Below are 15,807 nucleotides of genomic sequence, written 5' to 3' on the forward strand. Positions count from 1 at the left end.
CTTGTGCTGCGAAGAGGCCATTACTGCCGAAGATAATTGGTTGTCTTGCCGGCCTCTTCGCAGCACAAGGCTGCTCCTACAAGGGCCCGCGCAAGTCTGGAGGCCATGCAAGGCGGTTGTTCCGTGAAATTTGACGACGTGACCACCCTTGGCCTAGAGTCCGCCCTTTCTTCAACCACCTGCGTAGTAGTCAAAGCAATGTGCCGTACCCAGCTCCTGCCAAACGCCCGCCAGCCTGCCTTCCAGGCCCTGCGTCGTGCGTGGCCGAGCGACACGGTGCTCAAGCGTCGCCGCAGCGTGCTGTTTGCCTTCACCTTCTCGCCACACCTCGCCTGAACTGATCTGCGCTTTCGCGTCGCTCGCCGCCCTGGCGTGCGCGCCTGTGTCTGCACGTCTTTTCGGTTTGCAAGGAGTGGTACATGAACATGCGTTTGCTGGCGGGCCTGTTGTTCGCCGTTTCGGTCGTGGGTTTCAGTTTGGGGGCCAGCCTGCCGCTGGTGTCGTTGCGCCTGCATGAAGCCGGTGCGAGCACCCTGGAAATCGGCATCATCTCGGCCATCCCCGCTGCGGGCATGATGCTCTCGGCGTTCCTGGTCGACGCCTGCTGTCGCCACCTGACCCGGCGCACCATCTACCTGCTGTGCTTCAGCCTGTGCACGCTCAGCATTGCCTTGCTCGAGTCGGCGTTCGGCTCGCTGTGGCAGCTGGCGCTGTTGCGCCTGGGCCTGGGGCTGGGCATGGGTATCGCCATCATCCTCGGCGAGTCGTGGGTCAACGAACTGTGCCCGGAGCACAACCGTGGCAAGATCATGGCCCTCTACGCCACCAGCTTCACCGGCTTCCAGGTGCTCGGCCCGGCAATGCTGGCGGTGCTGGGCGCCGACAGCCCGTGGATCACCGGTGTGGTCACCGCCTGCTATGGCCTGGCGCTGCTGTGCATCGTGCTGACCGTACCCAACGACCATGTGGAACATGAAGAAGGTGAAAAGAGCTTCGGCCTGGCCGGTTTCTTCCGTGTGGCGCCGGCGTTGTGCGTGGCGGTACTGTTCTTCTCGTTCTTCGATGCCGTGGTGCTGTCGCTGCTGCCGGTGTATGCCACCAGCCATGGCTTTGCCGTGGGCGTGGCGGCGCTGATGGTGACCGTCGTGTTTGCCGGTGACATGTTGTTCCAGTTGCCGCTTGGCTGGTTGGCCGACCGGGTGGAGCGCACCGGGCTGCACCTGGTATGCGGGCTGCTGGCGATGGCGATCGGTATCGGCCTGCCCTGGCTGCTGAACCTGACCTGGTTGCTATGGCCGCTGCTGGTGCTGCTGGGCGCCGTGGCAGGCGGCATCTATACCCTGGCGCTGGTACTGATCGGGCAGCGCTTCAAGGGGCAGGACCTGGTTACCGCCAATGCCAGCGTGGGTTTGCTGTGGGGTGTGGGTAGCCTGGTCGGGCCCTTGGTGAGCGGTGCGGCAATGGATGTGGCGCCGCATGGTCTGCCCATCGCGCTGGCGCTGATGGCTGGGTTGTTCGTGTGCTTTGCCCGGCAGTCGTACCGGCGCACGGTGCGGTTGCGGGGCGATGGTGCCGAGCAATACCCTGCCAGGAATTAGCCGCGCAAGAATCGGCGTTTGTCCGATGAACGGCTGCGTTAAGCTGGGCCTGCAATCGACCCGTTGGAGGTGCCATGATCCTGTCCGACCTATCGCCTGAAGCCTACCGTGAGGCCACTGAATACCTTGCGGCGCTCGACCCGGACTGGTCGCGGCATATCGCGGCGACCGGGCCTTGCCTGCACCAGGCCACGCCGGGGCGTGAACCTTACGAAGTGCTGGTGCGAGCGATTGCCTACCAGCAACTGCATGCCCGTGCTGCCGAGGCAATTCTTGGGCGCTTGCTGGCGTTGTTCCCGGAGGCTGCGTTCCCAGGGCCGGAGCAGTTGTTGGCGGTTACACCGGAAACCATGCGCGCCTGTGGTTTTTCCGCGAGCAAGATGGCGACGATCCAGGGTATTGCCCAAGGCCGGCTGGATGGCCTGGTGCCGAGCCGGGAAGAGGCGCTGGCCATGGCTGACGAGGCGTTGATCGAACGGCTGGTGGCATTGCGCGGGGTAGGGCGGTGGACGGTGGAGATGTTGCTGATCTACAGCCTGGCGCGTTCGGACGTTCTACCGGTCGACGATTTTGGCGTACGCGAGGGGTATCGGCGGCTGAAGGGGCTGGACAAGGCGCCGACGCCAGCGCAAATGCGTTCGCTGGGTGGCGGCTGGCGCCCATACCGTACCGTGGCGGCCTGGTACCTGTGGCGGGCTTGAGGTTTTGCACTGCCTGTGCCGGCCTCTTCGCGGGTAAACCCGCTCCCACAGGGATATCCACAGCCTTGAAAGGCTATGCAGTACCTGTGGGAGCGGGTTTACCCGCGAAAGGGCCGGCACAGGCAACAACCTATCTGGACATTACCAATGAACCCCTACACCACCCCCGACCAACGCTGGCAAGCCGTAGAATCCCGCGAAACCGCCGCCACCGGCCACTTCGTCTACGCCGTGCGCACCACCGGCATCTACTGCCACCCCGGCTGCAAATCGCGTCTTGCCAAGCGAACCAATGTCGAGTTCTACGACACCCCAGCTGCCGCCGAAACCGCCGGCTACCGCGCCTGCAAACGTTGCACCGCCACCACCAGCGCCACCCGCCATAGCCAGCTGGTCACCCGCGCCTGCCGCCTGATCGAAGCCACCGACCCGGCACCCAGCCTCGACCAACTCAGCGCCCAACTGGCCGTCAGCCCTTTTCACCTGCATCGCCTGTTCAAGGCCGAAACCGGCCTGACCCCCAAGGCCTATGCCACCGCTTTCCGTGCCCGGCGCCTGCGCGCTCACCTGGAAGATGGCCAGCGCTCTGTCACCGATGCCATCTATGACGCCGGCTACAACTCCAACAGCCGCTTCTACGAAAGCGCCGACCAGCGCCTGGGCATGCGTCCGCGGCAATACCGCGCCGGTGGCGCCGGGGCAACCATCCACTTCGCCCTTGGCCAATGCTCCTTGGGTGCCATCCTGGTGGCCCAGAGCGAGAAAGGCATTTGCGCGATCCTGCTGGGCGACGATCCCGAGGCCCTGCTGCACGATCTGCAGGACCAGTTCCCCAAGGCCCACCTGGTCGGCGGCGACAGTGCTTACGAACGGTTGGTCGCCGAGGTGGTGGGATTCGTCGAAGCACCCGCGCTGGGCCTGGCCCTGCCACTGGATGTGCAAGGCACTGCGTTCCAGGAGCGGGTGTGGCAAGCCCTGCGCGAGGTGCCGGCCGGCAGCCGGGTCAGCTACACCGACATCGCCGAGCGCATCGGCGCGCCCAAGGCGGTGCGTGCGGTGGCCATGGCCTGCGCGGCCAACCACATCGCCGTGGCCATCCCCTGTCATCGGGTGGTCCGCCGCGACGGCGACATCAGTGGCTACCGCTGGGGCATCGAGCGCAAACAGCAGTTGCTCAAACGAGAAACGGCACTCTCCTGATCGCGTGAAGCCGCGTAGAATCCCCCGCCAAATCGAATTGTAAAGAGGAATATTCGATGAGGCGTGTCAGCCTTGCCCGTTATTGTCCAGGCCTGATGGTTTTCATGGCCCTGATGCTTGCCTTTGCCAGCCCGGCCTGGTCGGCCCCGGCCACGCCATTGTCCAATCTGGCGGTTGCCGAAGCGGACGTGCTGGATGAAAACGCCAGCATTGAGCAGTTGAGCGAGCGGCTGGACCAGATACGCCAGGGCGTTACCAGCGACGCCAATGACGATCTGCTTTCGCAGTTGCGCCTGGGCGCAATGCAGGTGCAGCGTCAGGCCGACGCGTTGACTGCCCTGCGCACCACTGATGTTGAAAAAGTCGACGACAAGCTCAAGGTCATCGGCCCGGTCCAGCCGGACGAGGCGGCTACCCTGACCCAGCAGCGTAAAGCGCTGGAGGCCGAGAAGAAGGCCTTGGTGGCGCAGCAGGACCAGGCCTCCAAGCTGACCCAGTCGGCGCGCGACTTGTCCACGCAAATCGTCAACCTGCGCCGCAGCCAGTTCAACTCGCAGATCACCAGCCGCGCGGCCTCACCGCTGACCCCGGCATTCTGGCAGAGCATCATTCGCCCCACCCAGGACGATGTGGCACGCCTGCGTGACCTGCGTGGTGAGACGGCTGATGCCATCGGCAGTGCCTTCAGCGCTGAAAATCGCTGGCTGTTCATTACCAGCCTGGTAGCGGCAATCCTGGTCTGGACCTTGGTGCGCCGCGTGCTCGAGCGCCTTCTCGCCGGCGCCATGGTCAGCTGGCTGCCCGAAGGCCGCCTGCGCCGCAGTGCGCTGGCGCTGGGTGTCAGCCTGGCAACCTTGGGCACCATCGCCGGCTCGGTCTCGCTGCTGCGTTGGGGGCTGGAGAGCAGCGCCGAGTTGGGCGCCGATATCGCCAGCCTGGCCAATCATGTACTTGCCCTGGTGGTGTTCAGTGCCTTCATCACCGGCCTGGGCCGCGCCATGCTGATGCTGCAGCGTCCGTCCTGGCGCCTGCCGCCTATTCACGATGAAGTGGCCAGCGCCCTGGGCTGGTTCCCCAAGGTGCTGGCGTTGGCGCTGATGGTCATGATGACCATGGAACGCATCAACAGCGTGATCGGTGCCAGCCTGGCGCTGACCGTGGCGGTCAACGGCCTGACCGCGCTGGTAGTGGCGTTCACCTTCGCCGGTGCGCTGCTGCGTTACCGCCGCACCCTGCGCAAGCATGACCTGGAGCGCCCCACAGGCCTGGCCGGGCTGATCCCGTTCGTGATGGTGATCTGGCTTACGTTGATCCTGCTGGCCTTGCTCGCCGGTTACCTGACACTCGCCTACTTCCTCACCGCCAAGCTGCTGTGGGTCAGCCTGGTGATTACCTGTGCCTACCTGCTGACCACGTTCTTTGGCGACCTCTGCGAAACCCTGCTGTCGCCCCGCCAGCCCGGCGGCCTGGCGCTGGCCTCGACCCTGGGCCTGGCGCCACGTCACCAGGCCCAGGCCAGCACCATCCTGGCCGGTATCGGCCGCACCGTGGTGCTGTTCCTGGCGTTGTTGCTGGCACTGATGCCGTCGGGCACCAGCCCCAGCGAACTGCTGTTGAGCCTGGGTGATTGGGACGAGACCGGCGGCAAGCTGCTGGGCAACATGAACATTGTCCCCCAGGACATTCTGTTGGCAGTGGTGATGTTCCTCGGCGGCCTGTTCGCCATCCGCGTGGTCAAGCGCTGGCTGAGCGATCGCCTGCTGCCGGAAACCGACATGGACGCCGGCATGCGTGCCTCGCTGGTGACTCTGGTGGGTTACCTGGGCTTCATCTTCCTGGCCATGCTGGTGATGTCGACCCTGCGCATCAACCTGACCAGCCTGACCTGGGTGGTCAGTGCCCTGTCGGTGGGTATCGGTTTCGGCTTGCAGCAGATCGTGCAGAACTTCATTTCCGGCCTGATCCTGCTGACCGAGCGCCCGGTCAAGGTGGGCGACTGGGTCAGCCTGGCGGGTGTCGAGGGCGACATTCGCCGTATCAACGTGCGCGCCACCGAGATCCAGATGTCCGACCGCTCGACGGTTATCGTGCCCAACTCGCAGTTCATCTCGCAGAACGTGCGCAACGTGACCATGGGCAACGCCCTGGGCGTGGTCGGCATTACCCTGACCATGCCGCTGGAGACCGATGCCAACCGCGTGCGTGAACTGCTGCTGGCGGCTTACCAGGAGCACGAGGCGATTCTGGATGCGCCGGCTACCTCGGTCACCTTCAAGGACCTGACCAGCAGCGGCATGGTGATAGGTGTGAGTGGTTACGTGGCGGGGCCGCGGCAGGTGTCCGGTACGCGCAGTGACCTGTTGTTCACCATCCTTGGGCGCCTGCGTGATGAAGGTATTGCCCTGTCGTCGCCGCAGAGCATGGTGTTGGTGCAAGAGAATGCACGGCCGGCTGACGAGCCGGTGTGAGCATCGGGGGCTGCGTTGCAGCCCATCGCGACACAAGGCCGCTCCTACAGGAAATGTGCAGTCCCTGTAGGAGCGGCCTAGTGTCGCGATAGGGGCGCAAGGCGCCCCCAACCCTCAATGCTGCTTGGCCTGCCTGATCCTCAGCAAAATCACCAACAACACCAACAGCACAGGCGGCGCCATGGCCAAAAGCCCATCCCGCGCCGTCAGCCCCAACCCCAGCACATTCAGCCCGCCATACAGCAGCTTGAACAAGTTCAGCAGGTAGTAGGTGATGGCAATGATCGAAAGCCCCTCCACCGCCCGTTGAATCTTCACCTGGGCATCAGCCCGGGCATTGAGGCTGCGCAGGATCTCGGCGTTCTGCTCTTCCATTTCCACCTGTACCCGCGCCTGCAACAGGTCGCCCAGGTTGGCCACATTCTTTGCCAGCTGCTCCAGGCGCTGCTCGGTGGCCGCGCAGTAGCGCACGGTTGGCTTGAACCGGCGTTCGATGAAAACCCCCAGGCGCTGGCAGTCGCCCACATGGCTTTCCCGCAGCTCGCCCAGGCGTTCGAACACCAGTTGCGCATAGGCTTGCGTGGCGCCGAAGCGGTGGCGGGTTTTCACCGTACGGCTGACCACCTGGCGTGACAGGTGGGCAATGGCTTCCAGCAACCCTTTGGAATCATGGTCATCGACACCGGCACTGCGCTCCGAGAGGCTGACCAGGGTCTTGTCGAAGGCATCCAGTTCCTGGCTCAGGTCCTTGGCCGTGGTCAGGGTCAGCGAGGCCATCATGCGGTAGGTCTCGATCTCCAGCAGACGGCGGATCATGCGGCCCTGTCGGTAGGCATTGAGGCGACGGTTTATGAACAGGAAGCGGTTGGTGCCGTCCTCGGTCAGGCGAAAATCGCTCCACACCACCGCATCGCCACCGCCGACGCAGGAGCCGCACGGGTCCTTGAAACCGTAGTGGGGCAGGTCCAGTTCGTGTTCGTCACGGACCAGCACCTGCACCGCATTGATCACTTGCGCCGCTTGCGGGGCGATAGCCTCGGCCAGCACCGGCGGCAGCGTTTGCCACTCGGTGTCGGCGGGAGTGCAGGGCACCACCAGGGTCAGGGTGAAGAACTCGGTGTGCCGTTCCCACTTGAACGGATGACCATCCAGGCGGGTGATGCCTTGGGCGGCTGCGGTGTCCAGGGCATCCGGGCAGCATCGTTGCAGCAGTGCCGCACAGGCAGCATCGCCGCCAAGCAAGGCCAGGTGGAAGACATGCGCCGGGCCGTCGAAATACAGCGACGGGCGGGCGTGCAGTTCGTTGTGCAAGGCGGTGCGTTGAGGGTGCATGGGTGGTCCGGCCTGGTGTTGTGATTGTGGGGGTACCAGGAAGTGGGACTTTGCGGTGGGCGGGCAAAGTCACGCGGACGCAGAGTTTTGTGTCGCCTGTGCCGGCCTCTTCGCGGGCAAGCCCGCTCCCACAGGGATGGCACATGGCTTGCCGGCGAAAGGGCCGCAAAGCGGCCCCGGAAATCTCAACCCAGACAGCGCGTCACATGCTTGACCGACTGGTAGGCCGACAACCCCCAAGGCCCCAGCTCACGCCCGATCCCGCTACCCTTGGTGCCACCCCACGAGGTCTCGACGAACACCGCCTGCACCGAGTTGATCCACACATGGCCAACCTCCAGCGCATCGGCCACCCGCTCGGCGCGTTCCGGGTCGGCGGAGCACACCGTAGCCACCAGCCCGAAGCGGCTATCGTTGGCCTCGGCAATCGCCTGTTCCTCGGTCGCAAAGCGACGCGCGCACAGCACAGGGCCAAAGATTTCTTCCGTCCACAGGCGGCTGTCTTTCGGCACATCGGCATACAGCGTCGGGCTGACGAACCAGCCATCCCGGTCCAGCGCCTTGCCACCGGCCAGGCGCTGCAGGCCTTCTTCCCGCGCCGTGGCAAAGTAGCCGGCCACCTTCAGCCACTGCGCCTGGCTGGTCAGCGGCCCCATGTCGACCTCTTCGGTCAATGGATTACCGACCCGTAGCTGCTCCAGTGCGGCCTGCAAACGCGGCAGCAATGCATCGGCAATGCCGTCCTGCACCAGCAGCCGCGAAGTGGCCGAGCACATCTGCCCGGCGTTCCAGGTAATGCCGGCGACGATCCATTCCACCGCCTGGCCCACGTCGCAATCATCGAACACCACGATCGCCGACTTGCCGCCCAGCTCCAGCGTCACCGGCCGGCACTGCGCCGAAGCGCTGCGCATTACCTGGCTGCCGACACTGTTGCTGCCGGTGAACGACAGCTTGTCCAGGCCATTGTGGTTGCTCAGTGCAGCGCCGGTCTCGGCCTTGCCGTTGACGATGTTCAACACCCCGGCCGGCAGCCCCAGGGCATCGGCGATCTGGCCGTAGGCCTGTTCGATCAGCGGGGTGACTTCCGATGGCTTGAGCACCACGGTGCAACCAGCGGCCAGGGCCGGGGCGAGCTTCCAGGCGCTGGTCACCAGCGGGAAATTCCACGGCACGATCAGGCCGACCACGCCCACCGGTTCCAGGCGGGTGCGAGCGCTGAAGCCCGGCGCAGCCAACGGCACATCGCGGTTCTTCGATGGCAGTTGCTCGGCCAGTTCGGCGTAGTAGCCGAAGGTGGCGATGGCGTCGTCCAGGTCGATTTCCGCCTCGTGACGTGGCTTGCCGTTGTTGCGCATCTGCAAGGTGATCAACGCTTCACGGCGCTGCCCGAGCTGTTCGGCGAAGCCGCGCAGGTAGGCGGCGCGTTCGCTGGCGCTGGTGTTTTTCCAGGCGGGCAGGGCGCCGCGGGCAGCGGTCACTGCCTGGTCTACCTGGGCGACGCTGGCGGCCATCAGTTCGGCAAACGGTTGCCCAAGGGCCGGGTCATTGACGCTGATGCAGTCGCTGCCCTGGCCTTCGACCCAGCGGCCGGCGATGTAGTGGGAAGTGGTCATGGTCGGTTTCCAGTCAGGCCGTTTCGGCGGTGGTTACCGGCGAGTGCGCGGTGCTTTTGCAACGCACCCAACGCGGGCCCTGGGGGCCATACACGCCGGCAGGTTCGGGGAACAGGTTGAGCAGCAGCAGGTACAGCACACCGGCCAGCCCCAGGGTGACCGGCAGGCTCAGGTCGATGCCGCCGGCCAGGTCGCCCAGTGGGCCGACGAACTGCCCTGGCAGGTTGACGAAGCACAGGCCCACCGCCGCGCTGGGGATCCACGCCCCCATGCCGCGCCAGTTCCAGCCATGCAGGAACCAGTAGTGGCCGCCACGCTGGCCGCGGGTGAACACCTGCAGGTCGTCGGCATGGTAGAAGCCGCGGCGGGTGATCAGGCCGAGGATCATGATCACCATCCACGGGCTGGTGCAGGTGATGATCAGCACAGCGAAGGTCGACACGCTCTGCACCAGGTTGAAGGTGAAGCGGCCGATGAAGATGAAACCGATCGCCAGCACGCCAATCAGCAGGGTGGCGCCGGCACGGCTGAGCAGGCGTGGGAACACACTGGACATGTCCAGGCCAGTACCGTACAGCGCGGTGGTGCCGGTGGACATGCCGCCGATCACCGCAATCAGGCACACCGGCAGGAAGAACCAGCTTGGCGCCACCGCCAGCAGGCCACCGACGTAGTTGTTGGCGGCGATGTAGTCCGGCGCCTGGGTGGCCACCAGGGTGGCGGTGCACAGGCCGAACAGGAACGGGATCAGTGTCGCGCCCTGGGCCGCGATCACCGCCAGCATGATGCGCGCCTTGGGCGTTTCACGCGGGATGTAGCGCGACCAGTCGCCGAGGAACGCACCGAACGACACCGGGTTGCTCATGGCCAGGATCGCCGCACCGACGAATGCCGCCCAGAAGCCCGCCTGGCCGAGGTTTACGCTACCCGCATAACCGGCGTCGAACGGCCCGGCAAAGGCAACGATGCCCAGCAGGAACAGCAGGCTCGAGGCCCACACGGCGATCTTGTTGACCCACAGCATGAAGCGAAAGCCAAAGATACACACCACCAGCACCAGTACCGCGAACAGGCCGTAGGCCAGGCCCAGGGTCAGGTCGGTTTCCGGCAGGCCGGCCAGGCGCTTGGCGCCGCCGACCAGGGCGTCGCCCGAGCTCCACACCGACAGCGAAAAGAACGCCACCGCGGTGAGCAGCGACAGGAACGAACCGACGATGCGCCCGTGCACGCCAAAGTGCGCCCCAGACGACACAGCGTTGTTGGTGCCGTTGAGCGCGCCGAACAGGCCCATGGGCGCGAGGATCAGCGCGCCTACGCCGACGCCGAGCAGGATCGCCCACACGCCGGCCTGGAACGACAGCCCGAACAGCACCGGGAAGCTGCCCAGCACGGCCGTGGCGAAGGTATTGGCGCCGCCGAAGATCAGGCGGAACAGGTCCAGCGGGGAGGCGTCGCGTTGATCGTCGGGGATCTGTTCGACGCCGTTGGTCTCGATACCGGTCGAGTGGCTCATGGTGATGCTCCAGCGCGGTTGTTGTGGGCCGGCGCAGTGCGCGGGCCTTCTTGTGGGTGCGATGGCAGGGCGGCAGGGCCGCGTAAAGGGGATCAGGCCGGCGATACGACCGACAGGTGCTCGTGGCAGGCCAGCCACCGTTCGCCGTGGCGGCGGAAGACAATGGTTTCGCGCTCGCTCAACTGGTGTTCTTCGCCGGCGATGCGGATGTGCGTGGCCACATCATGCATGAAGATCGCCATGTCACCTTGCAGGCTCACCTGGGCATTGCCCGATTCGCAGGCGAGCACGGCAAACCCGTCGGCCTGCCATTGGGCCCAGAGTTGCTCGTAGGCATGGCGCGACTGCAGCGGTTGCGGCAGGGTGTGGAAAAGGAAGGTGGCGTCTTCGCTGAAGCAGGCGAAATAGCGAGCGGTGTCGTTGCTGGCGAACGCCGCAACGAGGTCGGCGGCGGCTTGCCGTACCTGGAGTGTCTGGTCCACGGGAGTGGCCTCACGGTTCTTGTGATTGTGGTGAAGCGATTCTGGTGGCGGTTGGCGAGGGGAAAAATCGCTGCGGGCAAATAATCAGTTCAGGAATTTGTGAAGTGATGGCTGCGCCGGGTAAATGCTCGACGCCTTGTTGCGGGCGCTTATCGAAGCAGAAGACAGTGGCCAAGTAACCGACCAAGTAACCGACCAAGTAACCGACCAAGTAACCGACCAAGTAGCGAGTCTGTTGAATGTGCTGCCTGCAGGCGTTGCTTTGAAGAGCAGCGAATTGATGCACCAGCTGGGCCTCTCGCACCGTGCCACATTCCGCAAGAGTTACTTGTACCCGGCACTCGCTGCCGGGTTGATCGAAATGACCGATCCCGAATCACCACGGAGCCCCAAACAGCAGTATCGGCGGGTTGCAAGGTAGGTTTCGCGCCGCGCATCCTGTGGAGCGGGCGTGCCCGCGAAGCATGCAACGCGGTGCATGGCACCGGCTTCGCCGGTGTTCGCGGGCACGCCCGCTCCCACAGGGACTGTGCTCCACAGGGATTGTGCTGACAGTGCTTGCGGAGTCTGCTGTCATCTGACTGCAACGAATATTCAGCAACCTTTCTGCCATCTCCCCGTGCCTCATTGCGAGTTCGAATGGGCCATCCCGCGCTGCATCTGCCACAGGACCACGACCTGTTCGGCCTGCTCTACGCCTTCGCCTTCCGCCCTGGCCAGCCGGGGCGCGAAATCGATTCGGCGCAGTTGTTGCGCACGCTCGGCCAGCCGCTCGAACCTGGCGAGTTTCTCTGGGTGCACCTGAACCTGGCCCACGCTGCCTGCGAACGCTGGTTGCGCACCCACCTGCAGTTGCCCGAAGCCTTCTTCGAAACCCTGCGCGAAGGTTCGCGCTCGACCCGTATCGAACACGCCGACTCGGCGCTGCTGGCGGTGGTCAACGATGTGGTGTTCAACTTCGGCCTGGTGTCCTCGGACATCTCCACGCTGTGGGCCTGCGCCAGCAGCCAGTTGCTGGTAAGCGCGCGGTTGCAGCCGCTGCATTCGGTGGACAAGCTGCGCTCGTCGGTCAAGCATGGCGAGCGCTTTCATTCGTCCATCGAGTTGCTGGTCCATCTGTTGCGCGACCAGGGCGATGTGCTGACCCAGATCGTGCGTGAAACCACCACCAGCGTCGACCGCATCGAAGACCAGTTGCTGTCCCAGCGCCTGAGCGACAACCGCGCCGAACTGGGCAGCATGCGCCGGGTGCTGGTGCGCTTGCAGCGCCTGCTGGCGCTAGAGCCGGGGGCGCTGCTGCGCCTGCTCAACCGGCCGCCCGACTGGCTGCAGGAACAGGACATACGTCAGCTGCGCGCGGCCACAGAAGATTCACCCTGGTGATCAGCGACCTCACCGCCCTCGGTGAGCGGATCAAGCTGCTGCAGGAAGAAATCGCCGCCAAGCTCAACGAACAGACCAACCGCACCCTGTTCACCCTGACCGTGGTGACCGTGCTGGCGCTGCCCATCAACATCATCGCCGGCTTCTTCGGCATGAACGTCGGGGGTGTGCCGTTGGCGGAAAACCCCCATGGTTTCTGGGTGCTGGTGGCCCTGGTGGCGACCTTCACCGTGCTGGTGGGGCGCTGGGCGTTTCGCAAGCGGCGCGAGTACTGACGCGACGATCGCCGGTCAGTTCGCCTCTCGCACTGCACTCAGGAACGCCCGGGTCCGCTCCTGTTGCGGGTTTTCGAAGATCTGCGCCGGCGTCCCCTGTTCGTGGATCTGCCCCTTGTAGAAGAAGCACACCCGATCCGCGAACTCCCTGGCAAAGCCCATCTGATGCGTCACCATCAGCATGGTCAGGTTGTGCTCGCTGCCCAACCGGCGGATCACGTTCAGCACCTCGCCACACAGTTCCGGGTCCAGCGCCGAGGTCACTTCGTCGAACAGCATCACCTTGGGCCGCATCGCCAGCGCCCGGGCAATCGCCACGCGCTGTTGCTGGCCACCGGACAACTGCGACGGGTAATGCTCGAACTTGTTGCCCAGGCCAACCATCTCCAGCAGCTCCGCAGCCCGTTCGCGCGCCTCGGCCGGCTTCACGCCCAACACCTGGACCGGGGCCTCGATCACGTTCTGCAAGGCACTCATGTGCGGGAACAGGTTGAAACTCTGGAACACCATGCCGATCTTCGCGCGCACTTTGCGTACGTGGCGCTCGTTGGCGATGAGCTGCTGGCCGTTGCGCCCGGGCATGTGGGTGAGCGATTCGCCATCGACTTCGATCATGCCCTGGTCGATGCCTTCAAGCGTCATCAGTACCCGCAGCAACGTCGATTTGCCCGAACCGCTGGGGCCGATGATCGCCACCTTTTCGCCGGGGGCGACATCGAGGTTGAGGCCGTCGAGCACGGTGAAGCTGCCGTAGCGTTTGGTCACGTCCTTGAAGCTGACGATCGGTTGGGCAATGGCCGGTGTGGGCATGTGGGTGTCCAGCGGCTGGGTGACGGTGGCAGTGGCGAAGTGAGTCACAGGGGCGATCATCAGCGGAGCTCCAGGCGCACTTCAAGGCGCCGAACGAGGTAGGCCAGAGCGACGCTCAAGGCCAGGAAGAACAGACCGACCAGAGTGATCGGCTCGAGGTAGCGGAAGCTTTCGGAGCCGACGTTCTTGGCCTGCTGCATGATTTCCACCACGGTGATGGCCGACAGCACCGGGGTGTCCTTGAGCATGGCGATCAGGTAGTTGCCCAACGGCGGCAGGATCGGGCGAATCGCCTGGGGCAGGATGACCGCCCGGTAGGCGGTCCACGGCGCGAAGTTGAGGGCGACCACCGCTTCCCACTGGCTGCGCGCCACCGAGTCGAGGCCGCCGCGGTAAACCTCGGCCAGGTAACAGGCGTAGTGCACGCCGATACCGATGATGCCGGCCTGCATGGCCGTCATGTTCACCCCGTAGTTGGGCAGCACGTAGTAGAGGAAATACACCTGGATCAGCAGCGGCGTACTGCGGATGAACTCGATCAGCAATGCCACCGGCCACGACAGCCAGGCCTGGCGGCTGCGTCGGGCGATGGCCAGGAACAGGCCCAGCACCACTGCGATCAGGAAGCCAACCAAGGTGATGCCCAGGGTTTTCAGCGACGCCTGCAGCAAGTCGGGCAGGATTTGCGCGACGTAGTTCCAGTCCCAGAAATTCATGACAGGCTCCCCCGCAGGCGACCACGGCTCAGGCGCCGTTCGACCCGACGCATGAGGAAGTTGATGACCTGTGCCAGGACGAAGTAGAGCAGCAGGGTGAGGCTGAAGATTTCCAGGGTCTGGAAGGTCGCCTGGTCCAGCTGACGGGCGCGGAAGCTAAGGTCCGACAGGGTGATCAGCGACACCAGCGAGGTGTTCTTCAGCAGTTCGATCAGCAGGTTGGTGCCAGGTGCGATGGCCGCCAGCAATGCCTGCGGCAGGATGATCCGCCGGAAGCGGGTGGTGGCGGGCATGTTCAGCGCGGTGCAGGCTTCGTACTGCCCCTTGGCCACCGAGCTGATCGCCCCGCGCATCACTTCGGCACCGTAGGCACCGATGTGCAGCCCGAGGCCGACGATGGCCACGGTGTAGGCGCTGAGTTCGACGTTGAACGGTGGCAGCGGCAATACGAAGAACAGCCAGAACAACTGCACCAGCAGCGAGGTGCCACGGAACAGCTCGATGTAGGCCACGCACAGCCAGCTCAATGGCCGCCATGACGAACGCCGGCCGAGGGCGGCGAGGATCGCGGCGACGATGGCCAGCAGCGAGCCGAAGAAGGTGACCTGGATGGTGATCCAGGCGCCTTGCAGTAACAACGGTATCAATTCACCCATGGTTCGACCTGAATAATCGGATTACACAGGGAATGGCACGGCAAGCGCCATGCCACCTCGATTCACTGCTGGGCACAGAGCTCGGCGGCGGTCTTGTCAGTCACGTTGCTGCGGTCGAAGCCGAACGGCGCGACGGTCTTCAGATGCTCCTCGCTGCCCAGCCACTTCTTCATCTCGGCGTTGACCGCGTCGCGCAGGGCTTTGTCCTCGGGGCGGAAGGCCAGGGCACCGTAGCCGGTGTGGGCCGGGTCGTCCGTGAAGTCGCTGATCGCCTCGACCTTGTCGCCACCCTTTTTCGCCAGGCCCTTCATGGTCAGCTGGGTGCCCACGGCAGCATCGGCGCGGCCGGCGCGCACGGCCTGCAACTGGGCGGTGGTGTCCGGCACCTGAAGGATCTGCGCATCCGTGATGCCGGAGTCGCGGGCATAGGCGAGGTTGACCGTGCCGGCCATGATCGCCAGCTTCACGTCCGGGTTCCTGGCGATGTCGGCGTAGCTGTGCAGGTTCTTCGGATTGCCCTGTGCCACCAGCAGGGTGTCGGGCAGGGCGTACTGCGGGTCGGTGAAGATCACCTGCTTGCAGCGTGCGGGGGTGATGTACATGCCTGCTGCAATCACATCGAAGCGCCCGGCGCGCAAGCCCGGGATCAACGAACCCCACTCGGTGAGCACGCCATCGACCTGCTTGATGCCCATTTTCTCGAAGATGATCTTGGCGATTTCCGGTGACTCACCGGTTACACGGCCATCGGTTTCGGTGAAGGCGAACGGGGTTTCGTTGGCGTAGCCGATGCGGATGCGGCTGGTTTCCTTGATCTCGTCCAGGCTGGCGGCCTGGGCGCTGGCGAGCACACCGACGGCGGCACAGGCCATCAGCAGGCGCTGGAAGGGGCGTGGAACGTTGAAAGGCTGGCTCATCAATGAAGCTCCTGTTTGTTATAAAAACCGTCGTCGACGGCTCTGTGTTAGGAGGCAGTGGAGCAAAACAGCGATAGCAGGTCGGTCTTTTGTTCGAGGCTGCCAGGCAGCGGGAGTTCGACCTTGGGGCGAGCATACAA

General features: G+C 64.6%; 14 protein-coding genes and 1 pseudogene. 7 read left to right on the plus strand and 8 right to left on the minus strand.

Translation table 11 applies throughout. The annotated features are described in order from the left end of the window. Positions 1 to 123: 123 nt before the first annotated feature. From WM94_RS30225 to WM94_RS20205, 5 genes are all read left to right on the plus strand, one after another. Positions 124 to 336 carry a hypothetical protein gene (locus WM94_RS30225; protein ID WP_156485986.1) on the plus strand — a complete coding sequence of 71 codons (213 nt, stop codon included), beginning with the start codon at positions 124 to 126 and terminating at the stop codon, positions 334 to 336. A gap of 83 nt (positions 337 to 419) precedes the next feature. Further along, a complete protein-coding gene (locus WM94_RS20190) occupies positions 420 to 1,598 on the plus strand; it encodes an MFS transporter (RefSeq protein ID WP_023661336.1) in 1,179 nt (392 codons plus the stop codon). Positions 1,599 to 1,672: 74 nt separating this feature from the next. After that, positions 1,673 to 2,299 (plus strand): DNA-3-methyladenine glycosylase, encoded by a 627-nt coding sequence (locus WM94_RS20195; protein WP_061551977.1) that lies wholly within the window; start codon positions 1,673 to 1,675, stop codon positions 2,297 to 2,299. Positions 2,300 to 2,446: 147 nt separating this feature from the next. Beyond that, positions 2,447 to 3,499: a bifunctional DNA-binding transcriptional regulator/O6-methylguanine-DNA methyltransferase Ada gene (gene ada, locus WM94_RS20200; RefSeq protein ID WP_061551978.1), complete on the plus strand. Its 1,053-nt coding sequence runs from the start codon at positions 2,447 to 2,449 to the stop codon at positions 3,497 to 3,499. Between the two features lie 56 nt (positions 3,500 to 3,555). Beyond that, on the plus strand, positions 3,556 to 5,967 hold the full coding sequence (locus tag WM94_RS20205) for a DUF3772 domain-containing protein (RefSeq protein WP_061551979.1): 2,412 nt from the start codon (positions 3,556 to 3,558) through the stop codon (positions 5,965 to 5,967). Positions 5,968 to 6,081: 114 nt separating this feature from the next. On the opposite strand, the gene WM94_RS20210 is transcribed toward WM94_RS20205, so the two are convergent. From WM94_RS20210 to WM94_RS20225, 4 genes are all read right to left on the minus strand, one after another. Further along, positions 6,082 to 7,299 (minus strand): DUF3422 domain-containing protein, encoded by a 1,218-nt coding sequence (locus WM94_RS20210; protein ID WP_061551980.1) that lies wholly within the window; start codon positions 7,297 to 7,299, stop codon positions 6,082 to 6,084. 185 nt (positions 7,300 to 7,484) lie between these two features. After that, entirely contained in the window at positions 7,485 to 8,915 is a 1,431-nt protein-coding gene (locus tag WM94_RS20215; protein WP_061551981.1) for an aldehyde dehydrogenase family protein, read from the minus strand. Between the two features lie 13 nt (positions 8,916 to 8,928). Further along, entirely contained in the window at positions 8,929 to 10,428 is a 1,500-nt protein-coding gene (locus WM94_RS20220) for a cytosine permease (protein WP_013970840.1), read from the minus strand. A 92-nt stretch (positions 10,429 to 10,520) separates the two neighbouring features. Continuing rightward, positions 10,521 to 10,910: a nuclear transport factor 2 family protein gene (locus WM94_RS20225; protein ID WP_061551982.1), complete on the minus strand. Its 390-nt coding sequence runs from the start codon at positions 10,908 to 10,910 to the stop codon at positions 10,521 to 10,523. A 124-nt stretch (positions 10,911 to 11,034) separates the two neighbouring features. Here WM94_RS20225 and WM94_RS20230 point away from each other — a divergent pair, with 124 nt between their 5' ends. Then, positions 11,035 to 11,331, plus strand: coding sequence for a Fic family protein (locus tag WM94_RS20230; protein ID WP_061551983.1), 297 nt, complete (start codon positions 11,035 to 11,037; stop codon positions 11,329 to 11,331). A gap of 218 nt (positions 11,332 to 11,549) precedes the next feature. Beyond that, positions 11,550 to 12,568: pseudogene (locus tag WM94_RS20235) on the plus strand (transporter). Positions 12,569 to 12,583: 15 nt separating this feature from the next. On the opposite strand, the gene ehuA reads toward WM94_RS20235, so the two are convergent. The 4 genes from ehuA to ehuB form a co-directional block, all read right to left on the minus strand. Continuing rightward, positions 12,584 to 13,378: an ectoine/hydroxyectoine ABC transporter ATP-binding protein EhuA gene (gene ehuA, locus WM94_RS20240; RefSeq protein ID WP_256207031.1), complete on the minus strand. Its 795-nt coding sequence runs from the start codon at positions 13,376 to 13,378 to the stop codon at positions 12,584 to 12,586. A 59-nt stretch (positions 13,379 to 13,437) separates the two neighbouring features. Beyond that, complete coding sequence (gene ehuD / locus WM94_RS20245) at positions 13,438 to 14,094, minus strand: ectoine/hydroxyectoine ABC transporter permease subunit EhuD (RefSeq protein ID WP_003256382.1); 657 nt, start codon at positions 14,092 to 14,094, stop codon at positions 13,438 to 13,440. Next, a complete protein-coding gene (gene ehuC, locus WM94_RS20250; RefSeq protein ID WP_013970844.1) occupies positions 14,091 to 14,750 on the minus strand; it encodes an ectoine/hydroxyectoine ABC transporter permease subunit EhuC in 660 nt (219 codons plus the stop codon). Before ehuC ends, ehuD begins: the two co-directional genes overlap by 4 nt. A 62-nt stretch (positions 14,751 to 14,812) precedes the next feature. After that, positions 14,813 to 15,667 (minus strand): ectoine/hydroxyectoine ABC transporter substrate-binding protein EhuB, encoded by an 855-nt coding sequence (gene ehuB / locus WM94_RS20255; RefSeq protein WP_024086249.1) that lies wholly within the window; start codon positions 15,665 to 15,667, stop codon positions 14,813 to 14,815. Between the last annotated feature and the right edge of the window lie 140 nt (positions 15,668 to 15,807).

This window comes from Pseudomonas sp. ABFPK, from assembly GCF_001586765.1.
GTDB classification, from domain to species: Bacteria; Pseudomonadota; Gammaproteobacteria; order Pseudomonadales; family Pseudomonadaceae; genus Aquipseudomonas; species Aquipseudomonas asiatica.